This window comes from Streptomyces marinisediminis, assembly GCF_026262575.1.
In the GTDB taxonomy this organism is placed as follows: domain Bacteria; phylum Actinomycetota; class Actinomycetes; order Streptomycetales; family Streptomycetaceae; genus Streptomyces; species Streptomyces marinisediminis.
In genome coordinates this window covers 17,996-36,889 of the sequence record NZ_JAPKFL010000038.1, presented here as the reverse complement: position 1 = coordinate 36,889, position 18,894 = coordinate 17,996, and the positions used below count along the sequence as shown (strand labels likewise).

18 protein-coding genes are annotated in these 18,894 nt (G+C 73.8%); 4 read left to right on the top strand and 14 right to left on the bottom strand.

Translation table 11 applies throughout. The annotated features are described in order from the left end of the window. The 5 genes from OSB71_RS22600 to OSB71_RS22580 form a co-directional block, all read right to left on the bottom strand. Positions 1–716 (bottom strand): MvdC/MvdD family ATP grasp protein (locus OSB71_RS22600; RefSeq protein WP_265950649.1); only part of this gene is annotated, 716 nt, incomplete at its 3' end. After that, positions 716–1,054 carry a hypothetical protein gene (locus OSB71_RS22595; RefSeq protein ID WP_265950648.1) on the bottom strand — a complete coding sequence of 113 codons (339 nt, stop codon included), beginning with the start codon at positions 1,052–1,054 and terminating at the stop codon, positions 716–718. The genes OSB71_RS22600 and OSB71_RS22595, both read right to left, overlap by 1 nt. 571 nt (positions 1,055–1,625) lie before the next feature. Further along, positions 1,626–1,898: a DUF7848 domain-containing protein gene (locus tag OSB71_RS22590; RefSeq protein ID WP_265950647.1), complete on the bottom strand. Its 273-nt coding sequence runs from the start codon at positions 1,896–1,898 to the stop codon at positions 1,626–1,628. Beyond that, positions 1,898–2,023, bottom strand: coding sequence for a hypothetical protein (locus OSB71_RS22585; RefSeq protein WP_265950646.1), 126 nt, complete (start codon positions 2,021–2,023; stop codon positions 1,898–1,900). Before OSB71_RS22585 ends, OSB71_RS22590 begins: the two co-directional genes overlap by 1 nt. A gap of 23 nt (positions 2,024–2,046) precedes the next feature. Beyond that, the gene (locus tag OSB71_RS22580; protein WP_323055336.1) at positions 2,047–2,373 is read right to left on the bottom strand and encodes a hypothetical protein; all 327 of its coding nucleotides are present in this window, start codon (positions 2,371–2,373) and stop codon (positions 2,047–2,049) included. Between the two features lie 102 nt (positions 2,374–2,475). Between OSB71_RS22580 and OSB71_RS22575 the strand changes: the two genes are divergently transcribed. Further along, the gene (locus OSB71_RS22575; protein WP_265950645.1) at positions 2,476–3,591 is read left to right on the top strand and encodes a helix-turn-helix domain-containing protein; all 1,116 of its coding nucleotides are present in this window, start codon (positions 2,476–2,478) and stop codon (positions 3,589–3,591) included. 343 nt (positions 3,592–3,934) lie between these two features. Here the strand turns inward: OSB71_RS22575 and OSB71_RS22570 are convergent, their stop codons facing one another. The 6 genes from OSB71_RS22570 to OSB71_RS22545 all read right to left on the bottom strand — a co-directional run bounded on the left by OSB71_RS22570 (position 3,935) and on the right by OSB71_RS22545 (position 11,332). Then, complete coding sequence (locus tag OSB71_RS22570; protein WP_265950644.1) at positions 3,935–4,702, bottom strand: hypothetical protein; 768 nt, start codon at positions 4,700–4,702, stop codon at positions 3,935–3,937. Continuing rightward, complete coding sequence (locus OSB71_RS22565) at positions 4,699–4,995, bottom strand: hypothetical protein (RefSeq protein ID WP_265950643.1); 297 nt, start codon at positions 4,993–4,995, stop codon at positions 4,699–4,701. The genes OSB71_RS22570 and OSB71_RS22565 overlap by 4 nt, the downstream gene beginning before the upstream one ends. A gap of 193 nt (positions 4,996–5,188) precedes the next feature. Next, on the bottom strand, positions 5,189–6,985 hold the full coding sequence (locus OSB71_RS22560) for an LCP family protein (protein ID WP_265950642.1): 1,797 nt from the start codon (positions 6,983–6,985) through the stop codon (positions 5,189–5,191). A gap of 31 nt (positions 6,986–7,016) precedes the next feature. After that, positions 7,017–8,822, bottom strand: a complete 1,806-nt coding sequence (locus tag OSB71_RS22555; protein ID WP_265950641.1) for an LCP family protein — start codon at positions 8,820–8,822, stop codon at positions 7,017–7,019. 202 nt (positions 8,823–9,024) lie between these two features. Continuing rightward, complete coding sequence (locus OSB71_RS22550; protein WP_416237314.1) at positions 9,025–10,317, bottom strand: LCP family protein; 1,293 nt, start codon at positions 10,315–10,317, stop codon at positions 9,025–9,027. Positions 10,318–10,582: 265 nt separating this feature from the next. After that, positions 10,583–11,332 carry a TIGR03089 family protein gene (locus OSB71_RS22545; RefSeq protein WP_265950639.1) on the bottom strand — a complete coding sequence of 250 codons (750 nt, stop codon included), beginning with the start codon at positions 11,330–11,332 and terminating at the stop codon, positions 10,583–10,585. Positions 11,333–11,471: 139 nt separating this feature from the next. Between OSB71_RS22545 and OSB71_RS22540 the strand changes: the two genes are divergently transcribed. The 3 genes from OSB71_RS22540 to OSB71_RS22530 all read left to right on the top strand — a co-directional run bounded on the left by OSB71_RS22540 (position 11,472) and on the right by OSB71_RS22530 (position 15,303). Beyond that, positions 11,472–13,010 carry a peptidoglycan recognition protein family protein gene (locus OSB71_RS22540; protein WP_265950638.1) on the top strand — a complete coding sequence of 513 codons (1,539 nt, stop codon included), beginning with the start codon at positions 11,472–11,474 and terminating at the stop codon, positions 13,008–13,010. Positions 13,011–13,147: 137 nt separating this feature from the next. Then, complete coding sequence (manB, locus tag OSB71_RS22535; RefSeq protein ID WP_265950637.1) at positions 13,148–14,233, top strand: mannose-1-phosphate guanylyltransferase; 1,086 nt, start codon at positions 13,148–13,150, stop codon at positions 14,231–14,233. 155 nt (positions 14,234–14,388) lie between these two features. Further along, positions 14,389–15,303, top strand: a complete 915-nt coding sequence (locus tag OSB71_RS22530) for a DNA-3-methyladenine glycosylase family protein (RefSeq protein ID WP_265950636.1) — start codon at positions 14,389–14,391, stop codon at positions 15,301–15,303. 69 nt (positions 15,304–15,372) lie between these two features. On the opposite strand, the gene OSB71_RS22525 is transcribed toward OSB71_RS22530, so the two are convergent. Genes OSB71_RS22525 through OSB71_RS22515 form a run of 3 tightly spaced genes read right to left on the bottom strand, consistent with a single transcriptional unit; the run spans position 15,373 to position 18,243 of the window. Further along, positions 15,373–16,713 carry a coenzyme F420-0:L-glutamate ligase gene (locus tag OSB71_RS22525; protein ID WP_265950635.1) on the bottom strand — a complete coding sequence of 447 codons (1,341 nt, stop codon included), beginning with the start codon at positions 16,711–16,713 and terminating at the stop codon, positions 15,373–15,375. Further along, positions 16,710–17,666 (bottom strand): 2-phospho-L-lactate transferase, encoded by a 957-nt coding sequence (cofD, locus tag OSB71_RS22520; RefSeq protein ID WP_265950634.1) that lies wholly within the window; start codon positions 17,664–17,666, stop codon positions 16,710–16,712. Before cofD ends, OSB71_RS22525 begins: the two co-directional genes overlap by 4 nt. A gap of 34 nt (positions 17,667–17,700) precedes the next feature. Next, a complete protein-coding gene (locus OSB71_RS22515) occupies positions 17,701–18,243 on the bottom strand; it encodes a cysteine dioxygenase (protein WP_265950633.1) in 543 nt (180 codons plus the stop codon). Positions 18,244–18,894 lie beyond the last annotated feature (651 nt).

Below are 18,894 nucleotides of genomic sequence, written 5' to 3'. Positions count from 1 at the left end.
ATGCGCCCCGCATCGGAACCCGCGTGAATCTCGACTGCGAAGACTCTGCCCCCAACTGCCGTGAGCCTCACTTCGTACGCCTTCGGGACCCATTCTTGGAATAGATGGGCCGTTGTGGTGACATCGGCCCGAGAGAGGTCTTCAGGGTTTACGATACTGGTGTATACGGCTGCCGTACGCTCGTCGATGACACCTCGGACGTGAGAGAAGGGCTTATAGATCACAGCGCCCGCCACTACTTCCGAGAAGTGCCGTGCCGCACTGGGCTTGTTGGTGATGAGCGTTCGCGGCACACTCAGCCCCGATTCGGCAGCGATACGAAGCTGAAGAGGTTTGTACTCAGCGTCAGCGGCCTTGCCCGGCGGGGGCAGCCATCTGCACGGGAGGGCGGCGAGCAGACCACCGAAGCCCAAACGCGCTTCCCGCTCAGCTACCTTTCGGGCTTCTGATGACATGCCTTCCGGAAACCGCGGGCGGGTGGGTCTGCGGTAATAGACGGAGCGCACTGCCGCCAACTCCAGCGTCCGGCGGCTTGTACTGAGCGTGCCGTGCCAGCCGTCCCCGCTGAGGCTGGCGGACAGTGCCAGCCTCAGCGGAAACTCTGCCATGTCGGCCCGAAAGACGGGCACGGCACGCCGGTTCAGCTCCTCAATCACCAGGTCCGCCGTTGGGTCAAAGCGGCCTGCCAGCACGAGGACTGTTCCGGCTTCGGCCATCAGTCGTCACTCGGCCCCGGGTCGTCGGGCGCGTCCATCTGCCCTGTCGGCTGAGTCGGACCGTAGGTCTTCGGCGGGTTCTTCGTCATGAAGACACCCGTTGGAAGTCCCTCGTACGTGCCGGTCTGCGTCTCCTCGTCGTACTCGATATCGCCCGGCAGGATGCCGCCCGACTCCGTAACCGCCGCGAGGAACCGGAAGGCCAGCGGGGCAGGACCCGTGTGGTCGGTCAGATCGGGAAGCGCCGGAGCTGTTCCCCGGTCGAGCGCGAACCGGCTCTCCGGCCGGTCCAGAGCCAGACCCGCCCCGGTCTGGTCTTCGAGCGTTGCTGTGTGCATTTCTTCCCCTTCTCTTCGGTGATGGGAAGTGCTCTTCCTTCCCGCTCTGTCCGAGCCGGAAGCTTGACCCGCCCTCTGCTGGGGGCCGTGCCGTGGGATGTGCCGTTCCTTCCCGGCGGGGCGGGAGTCTGTCAGACGTGCGCGTACTGCGGTGCTAGTGATTCCCAGTCGGTCAGGAAGTCGAGAGCGATCGGGCGGCACGACAGGGAGTAATAGACATCCGCGTCACACCGCCCCCATACGCGGTCCGGGCCGCCCGCGTTGACGCTGATGTGCCGACCGTTCACCAGGGCTCCCAATTGCACCTCCTGAAACCGGAGATCCGTTGCCCACTCCCGGAAGATCCGTCCCGGGTTCGGTCCGTGCGGCCCGACCTCCCGGAGACCATCCGGCGGAAACGGGCCACGGCCGGGAAGTGGGTCCAGGGCATCGGACAGGCGGCGGGCCTGGTTCCGCATCCACCGCAGCGCCAGACGCGGTGTGCTGGCCCGGTACCCACCGAGTATCCATTCCCCTTCCGCCTCCGGGCTCCGGGCCACCGTTTCGCACCAGTAGCCGTCATGGACCGTCGTCACAGCCAGCCCCCGGTAACCAGCCGGTAGGGGTGGGTTTCCACCAGGCGGTAGGCGAAGTGCTCCCGGTTCCTCTCCTGGTGCTGGCGCACCCATCCGGCCGCCGACCGCCGCGCCACCTCTCGCGTGCCGGGCGCGTGCTGCCGGGACAGTTCCACGGCCGGGCTGGACTCCTCGCACACGGCCCGCCCCAGCGCCACCGTGGACGGCTCCGCATCCGGCTCCACGTCCGCCTCAACGGCGAACCGCCGCACCCCGTACACCTTCCGCATCACTGCCCCCTCAACAGGTTGAGGTGCTCGGTGATGCGGGCGTGCAGGGCTTCGTGCCGCTCGTTCAGCTCCGCCAGGGTGGGGGCCGCATCGTCGGTCGCTGCCCCGGCGTCGTTCCGCTCCATGGTGGGCACATCGGGCTGCTCCGTCACCGCTCCACCCCCACGGCGGCAATAGACCGAAGAGCGGTCGTCAGAGCACGGGCCGTCGCCACGTTGCAGCGGCCCAGTTCGATGAGCAGCGGCGAAGCGGGCCGCCACTCGCCGCCTGGGCCAAGGTCCACCTCCAGCGACGGCAGCGTGAGCCCCAGGGCGCCAAGCGCGTCCTCCAGGTCGTCACAGGCCGCCTCGGCGTCCTCGATCTCGTCAGTTGCCTCGTCTCGCCCCGCAGGCGTTATGGTCCCCACTCCGGGTGCGGCTTGAGAGTTCAGCCCGGGAGTCACCATGGGTGTGGCCTCCATGTCGTTGAGTGACACACACCACTTTCGACGCGAACGCTGCGGACAACTAGGGTCATTCATAGGGCCAACTGACGTTGCGCCACTACGTAGGGGCATCAGTAAGGGCAAGATGAGCCCATGGCCATGGGGCGCTTGATCAAGGACCTACGGGAAGCGCGAGGATGGAGCCAGGGCCGGCTCGCCTCGCGACTGAATCACGAGTTCGGGACCAGCCTCACCCGCGAGTACGTGAGCCGGTGGGAGCGTGGCAAGGTGGCGCCGGGGCCGTTCTACCTGCGGTGCCTCTCGGCTGTGCTCGATGTGCCGTTGGCTGTCCTGGAAGGCGAAGTGAAGCGACGGACATTCCTCGGCGACGTAGCCGCCACCGCCATAGCTCCCGTGGTCGCCTCCGACCTGCTGGCCACGGGCTTCGCGGCGCGCCTTCACGGTGGCCCTGCCCTGGACGACTGGGAGGAGAGGCTGGCGGCCTACGGGACGGAGTACATGAGCCTGGGGGCCGCCGACATCCAGCGCCGGGTAGCCCGAGAGCTGGTGGTCGTGCAGCAGCAGCTCGACAACCCCCGCCTCTGGTCCGTCGCCTCACGGCTCATGACGCTGTACGCCAAGACTTTCCCGGGGTCGGACGGCTCCAAGGCTGTCACCTGGTACCGCATGGCGGCCCGGGCAGCGGACGAATCCGGGGACGAACAGACCCGGGTGTGGGTCCGCGGCCGCGCGTCGATCGCTCTGGGCTACGAAGGGGCGTCCCTCGGCGTGGCCGACGTACTGGGGGACCAGGCCATGGCGATCAGCGACAAGCCCTCGCTGGGACTGCTGAACGCGATGATGGGGAAGGCCCACGCGGCAGCCCTCCGGGGCGACCGGGACACGGCCCTGCGCCTCATGGAGCAGGGACGGCGGGTCTTCGACGCCTCGGCGTCCTACGAACAAACCAGTGACTACGCGGTGCCCTGGTGGCGCATGAACGTCTTCACGTCCCTGCTCCTGGCCCGCGTGGGCGAGGAGAAGCGGGCGGTGGAGGCGCAGGAGGCGGCGCGGAAGGAGCTGCCGGAAGCCCTGCCGAGGTTCGCCACGCATCTGGAGATCCACCGTGGCTTGATGCTCGCGCGGGCCGGGGACCAGGCGGGCGGCGTGGCGTACGCGCGGGCCGCTCTCGACCGGCTTCCTCCGGAGAAGCATTCCCTGACCCTGCGGATGCTCATGGACGAGATCAGCCAGGACCCGCGTCCGTGATCATTGGGGAATCCTGGGGAGCACTCCATGGAAGAGGCCTTCACGCAGGTCAGAGGCTCGTTCTCCGTCAAGCACCCAGATCTCCGAGGGCGCCAACCAGGTCCAGCGTATCGTGAGGGCCAGGCACCTTCCCTAGCAGGGTTGTTGCAGGTCAGAAGCTGTTGCAAAGGTCCGTAGGGGCACCCCCGGCTTTCCGCCCGCTGCGGCCCGATCAGGGCCGTTGCCGGGCGTGAACATCGTTGTGACGGCGGCCCGACCGCGGTGCTCGGCCCCTGCGGAGAACATGGCGGTGGTGTCCTCGCGCACGTCGTTCGCCCTCCGGGGCGTTCCAGGCGTCAGCGACTCAGGTGAGGAGCCTGCGCTTCCCCAGCCGAGCGGAGTCGGGGAGTCTGAGCCATGCGGTGCACTCCGAGTCCCAGCCCCGCAAGGTCGCGGCACCGTGCCGACTGTGGACGGTGACCTCTTGAGCCAGGAGCAGACCACTGACGGTGAGACGTACCGCGTGATACGCCTCGGCCACCTTCCGCCAGTCCACCACCGCAAGACCGTGGCCCGACGCCACGGCGAACTCGTCGCACAGTGCGCCGAAATCCGCTCCGGAATCGATGGTGAAGATCTCCACCTCGTCCGGATCCGCCAGGAACTCCGTGCAGGCGAAGGGGCGTCGCACCGGCACGTATCCGGTGTCCACCATCGCGGTCCACGCGGGGTGGTCCGGCGTCAGGAAGGACGACGTCCACAGGGCGCCCGGCGGCTTGCCGAGCAGCGAGGCGGCGCCGGAGGAGGCCACCTGCGGTGGGGTCAGCCGCATGGGCGCGTCGTCGGCCGCCGAGACCACGGCTTGCGGGAACGTCAGTCCCCGACGCCCGCCGAGCGCGTCCTCCCGTCGTAGGCACTCCGCCAGGCGCGTGGCGGCCTCCTGGTCCGTTACCGGGTCGGACTCGTCTTCGCGCCCCCTTGCAGAGCCGGTGGAGAAGGACAACGCGACCTCCACGGCCGTGCGGTAGACGGCCAGCGCAGAGGCACGTGGTTCCTCCGCCAGCTCCCGCGCCACCCGCAGGGCGATCGGTGAGGCCGGCACGACGTCCGAGGAAACGTCCGTCTGCTTCACCCGCTCTTCTCCAGCCCGCCGAGCCGCACCGCGACTTCCTTCACCTCCAGACGACGTGCCGCACGCTCCTCCGCAGGCACTGCCCGGTACGCCTGGAGGGTGGCACGTACTCCTTCGTGCTCGGGCCGGACGACGCACCCTCGCGTCGGTCCGGAACCGGGTTTCTCGTCGGGGAGTCCGGCCGCCACGGCCGCCAGTGCGGCGGCGGTCACATCGAGGCGGGTGGCGGAATCAACCTTGTCGTAGACGCGCCGTGCACCGGCGGAGTCCTCCGGGTTCTCCGGTGCGACCACGTCCGGAATCCCTGGTCGCCTCAGCACGGCGTCAACTCGGCGGGCCTGCTCCGCGTCCGCGCGTTTCCCTTCCCCTTCCCGGTTCCGATCAGTGGCAGGCTCCTGCCGTGCCTCGCCCGCGCGGTGCGGAACGCACTTGGGTCGGCCGCTCGGTTCGGCCGCCGTGCGGGGCCGCGCGCTGGGGCCTGGTGGGTCACCAGGTGGCGGCGGGGTTGACGGTCATGCAGGCGGAGGAGTCGTCGCCGTGGAGGCCGTCGAGGGATTCCGGCGGCGCGTTGTCGTCGGGAGGTCCCGCGCCCGGGGAGGGGGTGGCGGACGCCGGGTACGTGCTGCCCTGGCGCCAGTCGGCGCCGATGACCAGGGTGAGGCCGGTGGCGTCCGCGGAGTGCCGCACGGCGCTGTCGGGCAGGCCGAGCGCCTCGGCCACGGCGCGGGCGGCCGCCCGGTCGTCCGCGGCGCCGTAGGCCAGCACCGTGTCCCACTGCGAGCGGGGCTCCTCGCCCGCCGCGGCCTGGGTGAACCCGGCCGCCCGCAGCTCCTCGGCGATCGCCGCCGCCCGTCCGCCGACCGGGCCCTGGGCGGCCGTCCCGGTGCCGTTCAGCACGCGCACGGCGATCGCCGCCGGGTCGGCCGACGGTTCCGGTGCCGGGCTCGGTGCGGCGGCGGGCGGCTCGTCCTGGCCGTCCAGCGCCACGTCGCGCCGGAGCATCGAGAAGACCTGTTCCGCGTCCCCCTCCTTGGGCAGCACGTAGCTGCCGCCGGGGGAGTAGACCCAGGGCATGGTGGCCATGGTGATGCGCTCGGTCGGCACCTGCCGGAGCTGGTTGGCCAGCCCGAACAGCTTGCCGACGGAGTCCAGGCCCTCGTCGACGGTGAGCGCCTGGGTGGCCACTTCGGCGAGGTTGCGCAGCTTGACGGGGTTGCTCAGCTTCGTGCCCGCCTTGAGCTGGCGGACCATGGCGTTCATGTACTGGTGCTGGGCCTTGGCGCGGCCCAGGTCGCTGCCGTCCTCGAAGCCGTGCCGGGTGCGCAGCCACTGGAGCGCCTGCTCGCCCCTGACCACGGACTCGCCCGCCTCCAGGCGCAGCCCGGACTTGGGGTCGTGGACGTTCTTGTCCACGCACACCGGGACGCCGCCGACCGCGTCCGCCATGGCGACGACGCCCGCGAAGTCGACCATGACGAAGTGGTCGACGGGGACGCCGGTCAGCTCCTCCCACGTGGCCACCGTGCAGCCGGGACCGCCGTTCTGCAGACTGGTGTTGATCTTGCCGGTGCGCTCCTGGTAGACCGTGCCGTCCTCCGGGTCGGTGCAGCGCGGGATGGTCACCCGGGTGTCGCGCGGTATGGACAGCACGGACATGCTGGAGCGGTCGGCCGACAGGTGCAGCAGCATCTGCACGTCCGCGAGCGGCGGCCGGCCGCGGTCGGCGCGGGAGCCGCCCAGCCGCACGTTCGCGTCGGAGTTCCGGCTGTCGGAGCCCAGGAGCAGGATGTTGAGCGGGGTCTGCCCAGCGGCGTTGGGCTTGGCGCTGTCGAGCTTGTTGTCGCCGAGGTGGAGCTCGCCCTTGCGGATGTTGTCGTTGAGGCCGTCGATGTAGAGGTAGCCGACGCCGGACGTGCCGAGTATCAGGACGGAGACGGTGAGCGCGGCCCAGCGCAGGAGGCGCCGCCTGCGCGACCGGGGCGCGGGGCGGACGGGCGGCCCCGCGCCGCCGTCGGCACCGTCGGCGTCGCCACCGTGCGGGCCGCCACCGTTCGCGTCGGCGCCGTGCGGGCCGCCGCCGTTCGCGTCGGTCCGGTGCCCGTCGGTCCGGTGCCCGTCGGTCGGGTGTGCGCCGTCGCCGCCTCCGGCGCCCGGGGCGGCGCCCGGCTCCGGGGCGGCGCGGGCCGTCCGGGGCCCGTCGTCGTACCGGCTGTCGTCCCAGCCCCGGGCCTGCGCCTCCCGCGCGGCGCGCTCGTGCGCGGCGTCCCTGCCTACCGGCCGCACCGGCCCTCCCCCTCGCCCGGCCGGACGCGCGTCACTTGGCGCACACGTCCTGATCCGCGCCGTTGATGCGCTGGATGTCCTCGGGCGCCTGGTCGGGGGCCGTGAGCGGGGTGCCGGCGGCGACGAAGTCCGGGCCGAGCACGAGCGTCATCGGCCCGCCGTCGCCCGTGTCCCGCTCGGTGAGCGCGGACTTCGGCAGGCCCATCAGCTCGGTGAGCGTCGCCGCCTGCCCGGCCTGGTCGGGCCCGTAGGTGAGCGTCGTCTCCTCCTGCTCGGCCGTCGCGTTGCCCGCGTTGGTGGCCAGCGACACGCCGTGGTCGTTCTGCAGCCAGGCGACCGTCTGCTGCGCGGAGCCCATGGGCCCGCCGCCGTTGAGCACCTGCACGCGCACCTCCGCCGCGGGGACCGCGGGCGCGGGCCGCCCGGCCTCCTTCTCCTTCTCCTCCCGCTCCTTCTCCCGCTCGGCCGTCAGCGACTTGTCCGCCTTGACCATCTGGAACAGCGGTCGGGCCTTCGCCTCGTTCAGCACGACGGTGGTGGCGACCTCCTCGTTCGGGTTGTCCAGCACCGGGACGGTCGCGAAGGTGATGTTCTTCGGGTTCACTTTCGACAGGTCGCGGGCGAGGCCGGAGAGGGACTCCACGTCGCCGATCTCCGTGTCGACGGTGAGCGCCTTGGTGGCGGCCTGGGCGATGTCGTAGAGCTTGCCCGGGTCGGTGAGGGTGTCGCTGGACTTCATCTTGCGGAACATCGAGCCGAGGAACTGCTGCTGGAGCTCGATGCGGCTCAGGTCGCTGCGCTGGCCGACGCTGTCGCGGGTGCGGACGAACGCCAGTGCCTGCTCACCCGCGATCACGTGCCGCCCGGCGGTCAGCTCCAGGTGCGACTTGGGGTCGTCGATGTCCTTGCTCACGCACACCTCGACGCCGCCCACGGCCGTCGAGAGGGTCTTGACGGCGTTGAAGTCGGCCATCATGAAGTGGTTGATCTCGATGCCGGTGAGCTCCTGGACGGTGCGCCACGTGCAGCCCGGGTCGCGGCCGTGCTGCCCCAGGCTCTCGTTGAAGCGCACGCCCTGCTCGCCGGGGACGAGTTCCCTGGTGCCGTCCGGCTGCACGGTCTCGCAGTCGGGAATGTCGACGATCATGTCCCGGGGGAAGCTCAGGACGGTGGCGTTGGAGCGGTCCTCGGAGACGTGCAGCAGGAGCGTGGTGTCGGCGTGCCCGATGCTGTCCGCGTCGCCGTAGCCCTCGTTGCCCTTGCCGGTGCGCGCGTCGGTGCCGATCAGCAGGATGTTCACGGGCTTCCCGGCGGTGGCCGGGTTGCTGATGCCGACGTCGACCTTGTCGATGTTGTCGTTGAGGTCGGAGACGATGACGTACGCCGTCGTGCAGCCGCCCAGCACCAGCAGGGCCAGCGCGCCGCCGCCCCAGCGCAGCACCCGTTTCCTCGTCGGCGGTTTCGGCTTCGGCTTGCGGCGGCTGTGCGGCGCGGCCTCGGGGGGGCTCCCGGCGCGGCGGGAGCGCTGGCCGGGGACGCGGCGCTCGGTGCCCGGGCGCTCGGGGTCCCGCGGTTCGGCGGTGACCCGGCGGCGGGCGTCGGCCGCGCGCGGAGCGGAACCGGCGCCCGCGGCCGTGCGGGCGGCGCCCCGTGCGGGCCCTTCCGCGGGGTCGGCTCTGCGCGGCCGGGGCGGGGTGGGGGTGCGGGCGCCCGAGCCGGTGCCCGCGGGGTCACCGGGGCCGGGCAGACGCAGTTCGTAGCTGCCGGTATGGGGGTTGAACACCCACTGATCGGCGGGGTCGATATCCCCCGCGTGACCACGGCCTTGCGCGTCCACGTCGCGTGAGTCCTCCGTTGTGCCGGGCGGCGCTTCTCCCCTCGGAGCGCTCCGGTGGTCGGGGCGGTCGGTCGAGCGCACACACTATCCGTCCGGTTCGGTGACAGGCCATGCCGGTGGGCAACAAACCGGTGTCCTAATCCGGCATCTCACGGCAAAGCCGGACGACGCGGCCGGGCACCCGGTGCCGGTGCCGGTGCACTCACCCGCAGCTACCCTCCGCCGCCGTCGAGCCACGGTAGGTGGGGGAGGGTGAGGGGGTCTCCCCGCGCCCCTGGCCGTCCTGCCCACCGCCGTCGCCGTTCCCGTCCTCGCCGCCGTTCCCGTCGCCGTCCGGGTCGGTCTCCGCGGGCCGCGGGTCGTTGCCCACGTCCACCGGGCGGTCGGCGCGCAGCAGGGCGAACAGCCGGTCGGCCTCCGGCTGCACCAGCTCGTCGCGGTTCGGGTTCTGGCTGTAGGGCTGGCGCGGCACGGTCAGGAACGCCACGCCCCGTTCGGGCATGTCCCGCACGCTGCGCACCAGGTCGTACAGCTCCGTCAGCGAGTTCAGGCCCGGGTCGGCGGTGATCGAGGACGTCGTGGCGTCCAGCACCGGGTAGAGCTTGGCGGGGTTCATCAGGACGCCGTTGCCGCGCACCTTCTGGAACAGGGAGGCCAGGAACTCCTGCTGCCGGGCCATGCGCTGGGTGTCGCTGCCGTTGCCCAGGGCGTGCCGGGCCCGCACGTACCCGAGCGCCTCCTCGCCGTCGAGCGTCTGGCGCCCGGCCGGGAGGCGCAGCTTGGCGTCCCGGTCGTGCACCGGCTCGGGCAGGCAGACCTCCACGCCGCCCACCGAGTCGACGATCTTCTTGAACCCCGCGAAGTCGATGACCATGTGGTGGTCGACGCGGATGTCCGTGAGCTCCTCGACGGCGCGGATCGTGCACGCCGCCCCGCCGAACTGGTAGGCCCAGTTGAACTGGGCGAACTGCTCGCCCTTGCGCTCACCGTCCCGCCCCGTGCAGGCCGGAACGGTGACCATCAGGTCGCGCGGTATGGACACCGCCGTCGCGCTCTCCCGGTCCGCGCCCAGGTGCAGCAGGATGGTGGTGTCCGAGCGCGCGGTGCCGCTGTCCTCGCCGTACGCGGCGTTGGAGCCGCCCCGGGTGTCGGAGCCGATGATCAGGATGTTCGTCGCCTCGTGCCGCGCTGGCTCGGGCCGCTGCTCCTCGTACTCCCGCAGGATGCGCGCCGTGCCGGTGTCGGTGGTGATGTTGTCCTCCAGCTCGGCGTAGAGCGCCCAGCCCACCCCGGCGGCCAGGAGGACGAGCGCGGCCCCGCCCAGCGCCGCCCACCGCAGCCACCTGCGCCGCCCCGGCGGCCGGCCGCCGCCCGCGGACCCGGGCGGCCGCCCCGCCGCGTCCTGCCCCGGGCGGTCGGCACCGGCCGGGCGCCCGTGCTCCGGCCGCCCGCCCTCCGGGGGACCCTCGGCATCGGCGTTGGTCACGACGTCCATCCCTCACGCTCGGCGGCTGGCCGGAATCGTGCGCACGCGCGTGCGAAACCGGCTGCCCAGGCAGACACCCGAGGGCCGCGTGTGGTTGTACGCGGCCCCAACCGACGGTCGCGGACAGTTCCTCCGTCCAGTGTGGACCCGGGGCCGGAACCCGACCACCGCCCCACGGCGGACGCGGGGCCGACCGGGTGAGGCCGGGGGCCGTGGACGGGGCCCGGCCTCACCCCGCGGGGGGCCGGAGCCGCCGACGGCCCCGGCCGCCGGGTCAGGCCGGGAGCGAGGTGTGCGTCACGCGCTCCGCCTCGCGGCGGGACGCGAGGGCTTCGGCGTCCAGGTGGCGGCACAGGACCACCGAGCCGCCCGCCGCCAGCGGGGCCAGCAGGCCGTGCGACAGCCCCTCCCAGTCGTCGTACCCGCGCGCGGACAGCAGCCGCGAGCCCGGTGCCAGGCCGAGCGCCGCGGCGTCGGCCCGCGCCCGCTCGACGACCGCCGCGCCGGTCAGCTCCGCGCCCGCCACGGCGAGCGCCGCCCCGTCCGGCGTCGGCGGCGCGTAGGCGGCGAAGTGGTCGCCCTGGCCGGGGACCTCCACGGCGTAGTCGAGGAAGCCCTCGGGTGGCTGCGGGAAGCGTCCGCCCAGGGGACGCAGGCTGAGCGCCACCCGCTCCCCGGAGCACTCGCGCGCCCGCTCCAGCGCGTCCGGACCGGCGACGACCAGGTCGGCCTCACCCGGCTCGCCCCCCGGCGCGGCCACCGCGCCGACGGAGGAGCAGGCGAGCAGCCACACCGCGGTCTGCCAGTGCGCGGGCAGCAGCAGCGCCACCCGGTCGCCGGGTTCGGCGGAGAGCTCGTCCTGGAGCAGATTGGCCGTCTTGGCCACCCAATTGGCGAAGGTGGCGACGGAGAGTTCGACGCGTTCCCCGGTGGCGTCGTCGTAGAAGGTCACCAGGGGGCGGGCCGGGTCGCCGGCGAGGGCGGATCTCAGCAGGTCGGCGGGGGTGCGGTCGGTGGCGTTCATGCGCGCCAGGGTACGGCCCGGCCCCGCTGGCCCCGCGTCAGCGCCTCGTCCGTGTGAGGGACGCTGACGACATATCAGGGCGAAAGGGCGTCAGGTGGTGGATAGACATACGTAACCGGATATGACCACCATCATGACTATGCGTGCACTTTTCGCTTCCTCGATCGGAGTGGTCTGCTCGGCCGCACTCCTCGCCTCTCTCGCGCCGACGGCCCTCGCCACCGACGCCACGCGGCAGCCCGCGGCGGCCGCCGGAGCCCCCGGCCCGTCCGGCAACCGCTCGCTGCCCCTGAACACCCTCGACCCCGGCGCCGCGGCCGACCGCGCCGGCGGCGGCGCGCTGGCGGGGCTCCCCCGGCGGACCGTCGAGCCGTTCTCCATGGTCGGCGTCGTCTGGGAGGACCAGGAGCAGGAACTGCACGGGCGCCCCCAGGTGCGGACCCGGGACGCGCGGACCGGCGTCTGGTCCGGCTGGCAGGACCTGCTGACCCACACCGACGACGCCCCCGACCCCGACTCCGCCGAGCGCCGCCTCGGCACGGTGCGCGGCAGCACGGCCCCGCTGTGGGTGGGCCCGTCGGACGGGGTGGCCGTCCGGGTGCTCCCGGCGGCCGGCCCCGACTCCGCCGACCCGGCGCACCACGGCCCCGGGCACGACGCGGCCCACGGAGCGGCCCACGCGGCCCACGGGGCCGGGACGCCGATCCCGGGGCTTCCGGCCGGGCTCCGGCTGGAACTGGTCGACCCCGGAGCCGGGCCCGGAACCCTGGCGCCGGACGGCCGGCGGCCCGCTGCCCCGGAGGAGCGCGAGGGCGGCTTCCTCGCTCCCGAGGAACCGGCGGACGCCGGCACGGCGGACACCGGCACCGGCCCGCACGCCGCCGCGTTCACCACCCGCGCCGCCGCCCCGTCCGACCAGACCCCCGGCGTGGCGCACGAGGCCCTCGCGGCCCGCCTGGCGGGGCTGGGCCCCGCGGCGTCCGCGCTGAGCGAGGAGTGGTTCGCCGACCTGGCCGACGGTGTCTTCGGCGCCGGGCCCGCCGACACCGAAGACGCCGACGGGGCGCGGGACCTCGTCGGCCCGCGACCCGGCATCGTCACCCGGAGCGGCTGGGGCGCGGACGAGAGCCTGCGCGAGCGGGAGTACCTGTACACCGACACGGTCAAGGCCGCGTTCGTCCACCACACGGCGATGAGCAACAACTACACCTGCGCCGAGGCCCCCGCGGTCATCCGCGGCATCTACAAGTACCACGTCAGCAGCCTGGGCTGGCGCGACGTCGGCTACAACTTCTTCGTCGACAAGTGCGGCAAGATCTACGAGGGCCGGGCCGGCGGCGTCCGCAACGCCGTGATGGGCGCCCACACCTACGGCTTCAACCACGACTCCACCGGCGTCGCCGTGCTGGGCACCTACAGCTCGACCGCGCCGAGCAAGGACGCGCGCGAGGGCGTGGCCAAGCTGCTGGGCTGGAAGCTGGGCATCCACCGGGCGGGCGACCCCGGCGGGAGCGTCACGCTGACCTCCGGGGGCGGCAAGTACCCGAAGGGCCGCAAGGTCACCATGAAGACCGTCTCCGGCCACCGGGACGGCTTCAACACCGAGTGCCCCGGCGAGAAGCTCTACGCCGCGCTGCCCGCCATCCGCGACCTCGCCTCCCGGCTCCAGGGCCGCTGACGCCAGGCTTCACCGACGTGCGACGACGGCCCCGGATTCGCCATCCGGGGCCCCGTCGCCCGGGTCCGCCGCCTACACTGGCCGCCGTTCCAACCCAGCGGTAACCTCCAGGCGCCCCGGCAGGAAGCAGGACGACGGTGACAGAAGCGATCCTCCTCGTCGGAGGCAAGGGGACCCGGCTGCGCCCGCTGACGGTCCACACGCCCAAGCCCATGGTCCCGGCCGCCGGCGTGCCCTTCCTCACCCACCAGCTCGTCCGCGCCCGGGCGGCCGGCGTGGAGCACGTCGTCTTCGCCACCTCCTATCTCGCCGAGGTCTTCGAACCCCACTTCGGCGACGGCTCCGCCCTCGGCCTGCACCTGGAGTACGTCACCGAGGAGGAGCCGCTGGGCACCGGCGGCGCGCTGCGCAACGTCGCCGCACGCCTGCACTCCGCCCCCGGCGACCCCGTGCTCGTCTTCAACGGCGACATCCTCACCGGCCTGGACATCGGAGCCCTCGTCGCCACCCACCGCACCAGCGGCGCCGACGTCTCCCTGCACCTGACGCGGGTGCCGGACCCGCGCGCGTTCGGGCTCGTGCCCACCGACGCCGACGGCCGCGTCACCGCCTTCCTGGAGAAGCCGCAGACCCCCGAGGAGATCGTCACCGACCAGATCAACGCCGGCGCGTACGTCTTCACCCGCTCGGTCCTCGACACCATCCCGGACGGCCGCCCCGTCTCCGTCGAGCGCGAGACCTTCCCCGGCCTGCTGGCCGACGGCGCCCATCTCCAGGGCATGGTCGACTCCACCTACTGGCTGGACCTGGGCACCCCGCACGCCTTCGTGCGCGGCTCGGCCGACCTCGTGCTCGGCCGCGCGCCCTCGCCCGCCGTGCCGGGACGGCGCGGGGAGCACCTGGTGCTGGACGGCGCCCGGGTCGCCCCGGACGCCAAGCTCACCGGCGGCACGACGGTCGGCGCCGGCGCCGAGGTGGGGCCGGGGGCCCGGGTGGAGGGCAGCATCCTGCTGGACGGCGCGGTCGTCGGGCCCGGCGCCGTGGTGCGCGACTCGCTGGTGGGCGCCGGCGCCCGGGTCGGCGCGCGCAGCGTGCTGGACGGCGCGGTGATCGGGGACGGCGCGGTCGTCGGCGTGGACAACGAGCTGCGCGCGGGCATCCGCATCTGGTGCGACGCCCGCATCCCGGCGGGCTCCGTGCGCTTCTCGGCCGACGTCGCCTGAGTCCGCCCGGCGCGGGGCGCCCCGCGCCCTGGCGACCCCGCGTGCCGTCTCGCGTCGCGCGGCCCGTATGCCGCCGCCTTCCCGCGCCGGGGCCGTGCGCCGTGCGCCGCCGCATGCGCCGCGGGGTGTGGTGGCCCTCCGGTTAGCCTGTCCGGGTGTCCTTCGTCCGCACCTGGGCCCCGTCCGGCCCGTACGACCTGTGCCGCAGCCTCGGCGTGCTCCAGCGCGGCCCGTACGACCCGGCGTGCCGCACCGGTTCCGGCGTGGTGTGGCGGGCCAGCCGGACGCCGCGGGGCCCCGTCACCGTCCGCCTGCTCCAGCGGCGCGCCGACGTCGAGGCGCGGGCCTGGGGTCCGGGCGCGTCCTGGGTGCTGGAGCGGCTCCCCGCGCTGCTCGGCGCGGAGGACCGGCCGGAGGAGTTCGTCGCCCACCACCGGCTCACCCGCGAGGCGCACCGGCGCCACCCGGGGCTGCGGCTGGTGCGCACCGGGCTGGTGCTGGAGTCGCTGATCCCGGCCGTGCTGGAGCAGAAGGTCACCGCGAACGAGGCCTACCGCGCGTGGGGCCGCCTGCTGCGCCGCTTCGGCGAGCCGGCGCCCGGCCCGGCCGAGGGCAGGCCGCAGGGTTTGTACGTGATGCCGGAGCCGCGCGGGTGGGCGCTGATCCCGTCCTGGGAGTGGCACCGGGCCGGGGTGGACGCCAAGCGCTCGGCGGCGGCCGTCCGGGCCGCGCGCGTCGCCCCGCGGCTGGAGGAGGCCGCCGCGATGGAGCTGCCGCGGGCCCTGCGCCGCCTCCAGGCCGTGCCCGGCATCGGCCCGTGGACGGCCGCCGAGACCCTCCAGCGCGCCGGCGGTCACCCGGACGCCCTCACGCTGGGCGACCTGCACCTGCCCCGGCAGGTCGGCTACGCCCTCACCGGCCGCCGGGACACCGACGACGCGGGCATGCTGGAGCTGCTCGCCCCCTACGCCGGGCAGCGGCACCGCGCCGCCCGGCTGATCCTGGCCGCCGGTCCCGCCATGCCCCGCCGCGCACCGCGCATGGAGCCCCGCGACATCGCCCTGCTGTGATGACCCGGGCCCGCGCCGTCGGCCGGGGGCACGGTCCGGACGCGGGACGCCGGTGCGCCGCCCGCCGCGTCAGCGCACGACGGTGAACTCCTCCGCGGTGCGCGGCGGGCGGGGACGCGGCGGCGCGGCGGCGCGTCCGACGGCGACCGCGCCCATCGGGTCCCACCCGGGCGGGAGTCCGAGCACGTCCCGCACGACGTCCCGGCAGAACATCGTGGAGGACACCCACGCCGAGCCCAGGCCCTCGCCCGCGAGGGCGACCAGGAAGTTCTGCACCCCCGCCCCGGCCGCGACGACGAACATCTCCCGCTCGGCCGCGGCCCGCCGCGCGTCCGGGTAGGCGTGCGCGCCGTCCGCGACCAGGCACGGCACCACCAGGTACGGGGCGCGGCGCAGCACGTCGCCGCGGCGCAGCCGGCGGGCGATCGCCTCCTCGCCGCGGCCGTCCGCGCGCAGGTCCGCGATCCACGCCTCCCGCATGGCCGCCAGCAGCCGCTCCCGCACCGACGCGCTCTCCAGCAGCACGAAGCGCCAGGGCGTGGTGTGGTGCGGCGCCGGGGCCGTGACGGCCAGGGCGACGGCCCGCCGCACCGCCGCGCCGTCCACCGGCTCGTCGGTGAACTCCCGCACGGTGCGGCGCTGCGCCACCGCCTCGCGCACGGCCTCGGAGGTGCCCAGGCGGAACATGTCCGCGCGCGCGTCCCGCACCAGCTCCGCCGCGCCGGTGCCCTCGTCCGCCGCGCCCAGCGCCGCGCCGAGCACGTGCTGCGGCAGCCCGCGCACGACGGCGACGGGCAGCCCGTCCGCCTTGCCCTTCACCAGCTCGCCCGCGCCCGCCAGCTCGTCGGCGACGGCGGTGACCGTGACGCCCAGCGGGTTGCCGTGGGCGTCCGTGCCGCCGCGCAGGTCGGCCAGCACGCGCACCCCGGCCGCGCCCACCGCCACGTCCGTCTGCCCCACGCGCCAGGGCCGCCCGAAGGTGTCGGTGACGACCACGCCGACGTCCACGCCCAGCAGGTCGCGCACGCCCTCGCGGATGCGGCGCGCCGAGGCGTCCGGGTCCTCGGGCAGCAGCAGGACGGTGCCGGCGGGCGTGTTGGACGCGTCCACCCCCGCGGCGGCCATCACGAACCCGTGGCGGCTCTCCACGATGCGGGCCGGGCCGCGCCGGGCGACCACCCGCACGGTCTCGGCGTCGATCGCCGCCTCCCGGTCGGCCGCCTCGACGACGCGGCCCTCGGCCTTGCTCACGATCTTGGAGGTGACGATCAGCACGTCCCCGTGGGCGAGCCCCGGCAGCCCGTCCGCGGTGGCGGCGTCCGCGACGAGCCGGGCCAGGTCGTCGCCCGGCCGCACCTCCGGGATGCCCGGCAGGGCCCACACCCGGTAACCGGGCACCGCGTCGCTCACGCGCGCACCTCCTCGGCCAGCGCGAGCGCCTCGCGGGCCATCGCGGCGGTGGCGTCGGCGTCCGACATCAGAAGGGGCACCGCCCGGCAGCGGATGCCGGCGGCCTCCACGCCGGGTACGGCGTCGGCGTCCGAGGTGTCGACCAGCCAGCCGTCCAGCAGCCCGGAGCCGTAGTGCGCGGCCACGGCGGCGGCGGTCGTCTCCACGCCGATCGCGGACAGCACCTTGTCGGCCATGCCGCGCACCGGCGCGCCGCCGACGATGGGGGAGAGGCCGACGACCGGCACCCCGGCGTCCGCGATCGCCTCGCGCACCCCGGGGACGGCCAGGATCGTGCCGATGCTGACCACCGGGTTGGACGGCGGGAACAGGACGGTGTCCGCCTGGGCGATCGCGTCCAGCACGCCGGGCGCGGGCTTGGCCTGCTCGGCGCCCACCGGCACCACCGCGTGCGCGTCGACCGACGCCCGCATGCCCACCCAGTACTCCTGGAAGTGCACGGCCTTGCGGCCCTCCGCGGTGTCGACGACGACGTGGGTCTCCACCCGGTCGTCGGTCATCGGCAGCAGCCGCACGCCCGGCTGCCACCGCGCGCACAGGGCCTCGGTGACGGCGCTGAGCGGGTAGCCCGCGCCGAGCATCTGGGTGCGCACGATGTGGGTGGCGAAGTCGCGGTCGCCCAGGCCGAACCACTCCGGTCCGACGCCGTAGGCGGCCAGCTCCTCCTTCACCGCGAACGTCTCGCCCGCCCGGCCCCAGCCCTGTTCCTCGTGGATGCCGCCGCCCAGGGTGTACATCACGGTGTCCAGGTCCGGGCAGACCTTCAGCCCGAACAGGTGGATGTCGTCGCCGGTGTTGCCGATGACGGTGATCTCCGCGTCGGGCGCGGCCGATGTGAGGCCGCGCAGGAACCGGGCACCGCCGATGCCTCCGGCCAGAACCACAATGCGCATGCCGCACAGTGTGTCAGCCCGGCGTGAGGCGGTGTCAGCCGACGGTGCCGGGGGCGGCCTCCCGGGCGCCGGTCCCCCGCGGACCGACCCGCGGGGTTTCCCGTGCGGCGGCCGAGCACCGCGGTGCGTGCATCGGCATCTCGGTCAACCCGGGGAAGTACACGTGCAGGCTGACGGCGGGCTCCAGCGCGTCGTTGACGACCGCGTGCGCGTACCCGGGCGCGAACACCCGCTGGGTGCCCGGGCGCAGGATGCGCGTCACCGGGCCCGCGTGCTCGGTGAGCCGCCCGTCCAGCACGGTGAACACGCCGCTGGAGGGCCCGTGGCCGTGCGGGCCGCTGCCCTGCCCCGGCAGCCAGCTCAGCAGCCACACCTCGAAGCCGGGGCCGGTGCGCAGCCGGTGGTACCAGCGCGTCGTCGCGTCGTAGCGGACGAGCGGGGCCCAGCCGGCGCGGTCGGCCGCGACGGCGCGGGCGAGCCCGGCGAAGTCGGCGACGGTGCTGGGGTGCGCCGGGGCGGGTGGCAGCAGGTGCGGGACGGCGAGCGGGTCACCGGCGATTTCGACGTCGCTGTTCACGTGCGGTGGTTTCCTGTCGGCGAGGAGGGAGTGGCTGTGAGGGGGCAGCCGGTCCGGGGCGGGGCGTGGGACGGCGGGCAGCGGCAGACGGGTGCCGATGCGGCCGTGCGGTGACGTGCGACGCCGCGCGGGCGGACCCGGGCGGATGCGGTGGGCCGGAAGGACGGCCGGGGGAAGCCGGAGGGCGGTGGCCTCAGCGGCGGTGACAGCGGCGACAGCGACAGTGGGCCCGGGCAGCACCGAGGGGCCCGCGGGTGCGGGCCTGGACGGGCGCGGAGCTCACCGGCGGGAAGGCCATGGCAGCAAGCAGAGCGCGCCGGTGGGCGACCTGTCAACCGGGTGCGGGGTTTGGGCGACGCACCTCACTCCATCCGGTGAGGTGTCACGCGGAAAGGTTTGTGCGCGCGCTGAGCGGTTACATGGCGCTGCAACCGTGCGCACAAACGCCGTTGCGCATCCGTGATCACTCTGTGATCCCGGTCGCTTCGGAGCGCGGGGCGGAACGTTCGGCCCGGTGGGGGGAGTCCTTCCCAGTACCGGCGTCTGGATTCGCGAATCCCGGGCGTCGCTGTCATCGTTTGTGGCTATTTCAACACTTTCTGCGGTGCCTTGGTTCCGCAGAGTGAATAACCGACTCAATAGCAGAACCGA

Excerpts from the sequence above, each read along its gene's own strand:
- OSB71_RS22550 (WP_416237314.1), bottom strand. The coding sequence starts at position 10,317 with ATGGACGTCGTGACCAACGCCGATGCCGAGGGTCCCCCGGAGGGCGGG.
- OSB71_RS22590 (WP_265950647.1), bottom strand. The coding sequence starts at position 1,898 with ATGCGGAAGGTGTACGGGGTGCGGCGGTTCGCCGTTGAGGCGGACGTG.
- OSB71_RS22595 (WP_265950648.1), bottom strand. The coding sequence starts at position 1,054 with ATGCACACAGCAACGCTCGAAGACCAGACCGGGGCGGGTCTGGCTCTG.
- OSB71_RS22540 (WP_265950638.1), top strand. The coding sequence starts at position 11,472 with ATGCGTGCACTTTTCGCTTCCTCGATCGGAGTGGTCTGCTCGGCCGCA.
- cofD (WP_265950634.1), bottom strand. The coding sequence starts at position 17,666 with ATGCGCATTGTGGTTCTGGCCGGAGGCATCGGCGGTGCCCGGTTCCTG.
- OSB71_RS22575 (WP_265950645.1), top strand. The coding sequence starts at position 2,476 with ATGGCCATGGGGCGCTTGATCAAGGACCTACGGGAAGCGCGAGGATGG.
- OSB71_RS22545 (WP_265950639.1), bottom strand. The coding sequence starts at position 11,332 with ATGAACGCCACCGACCGCACCCCCGCCGACCTGCTGAGATCCGCCCTC.
- OSB71_RS22585 (WP_265950646.1), bottom strand. The coding sequence starts at position 2,023 with ATGGAGCGGAACGACGCCGGGGCAGCGACCGACGATGCGGCCCCCACC.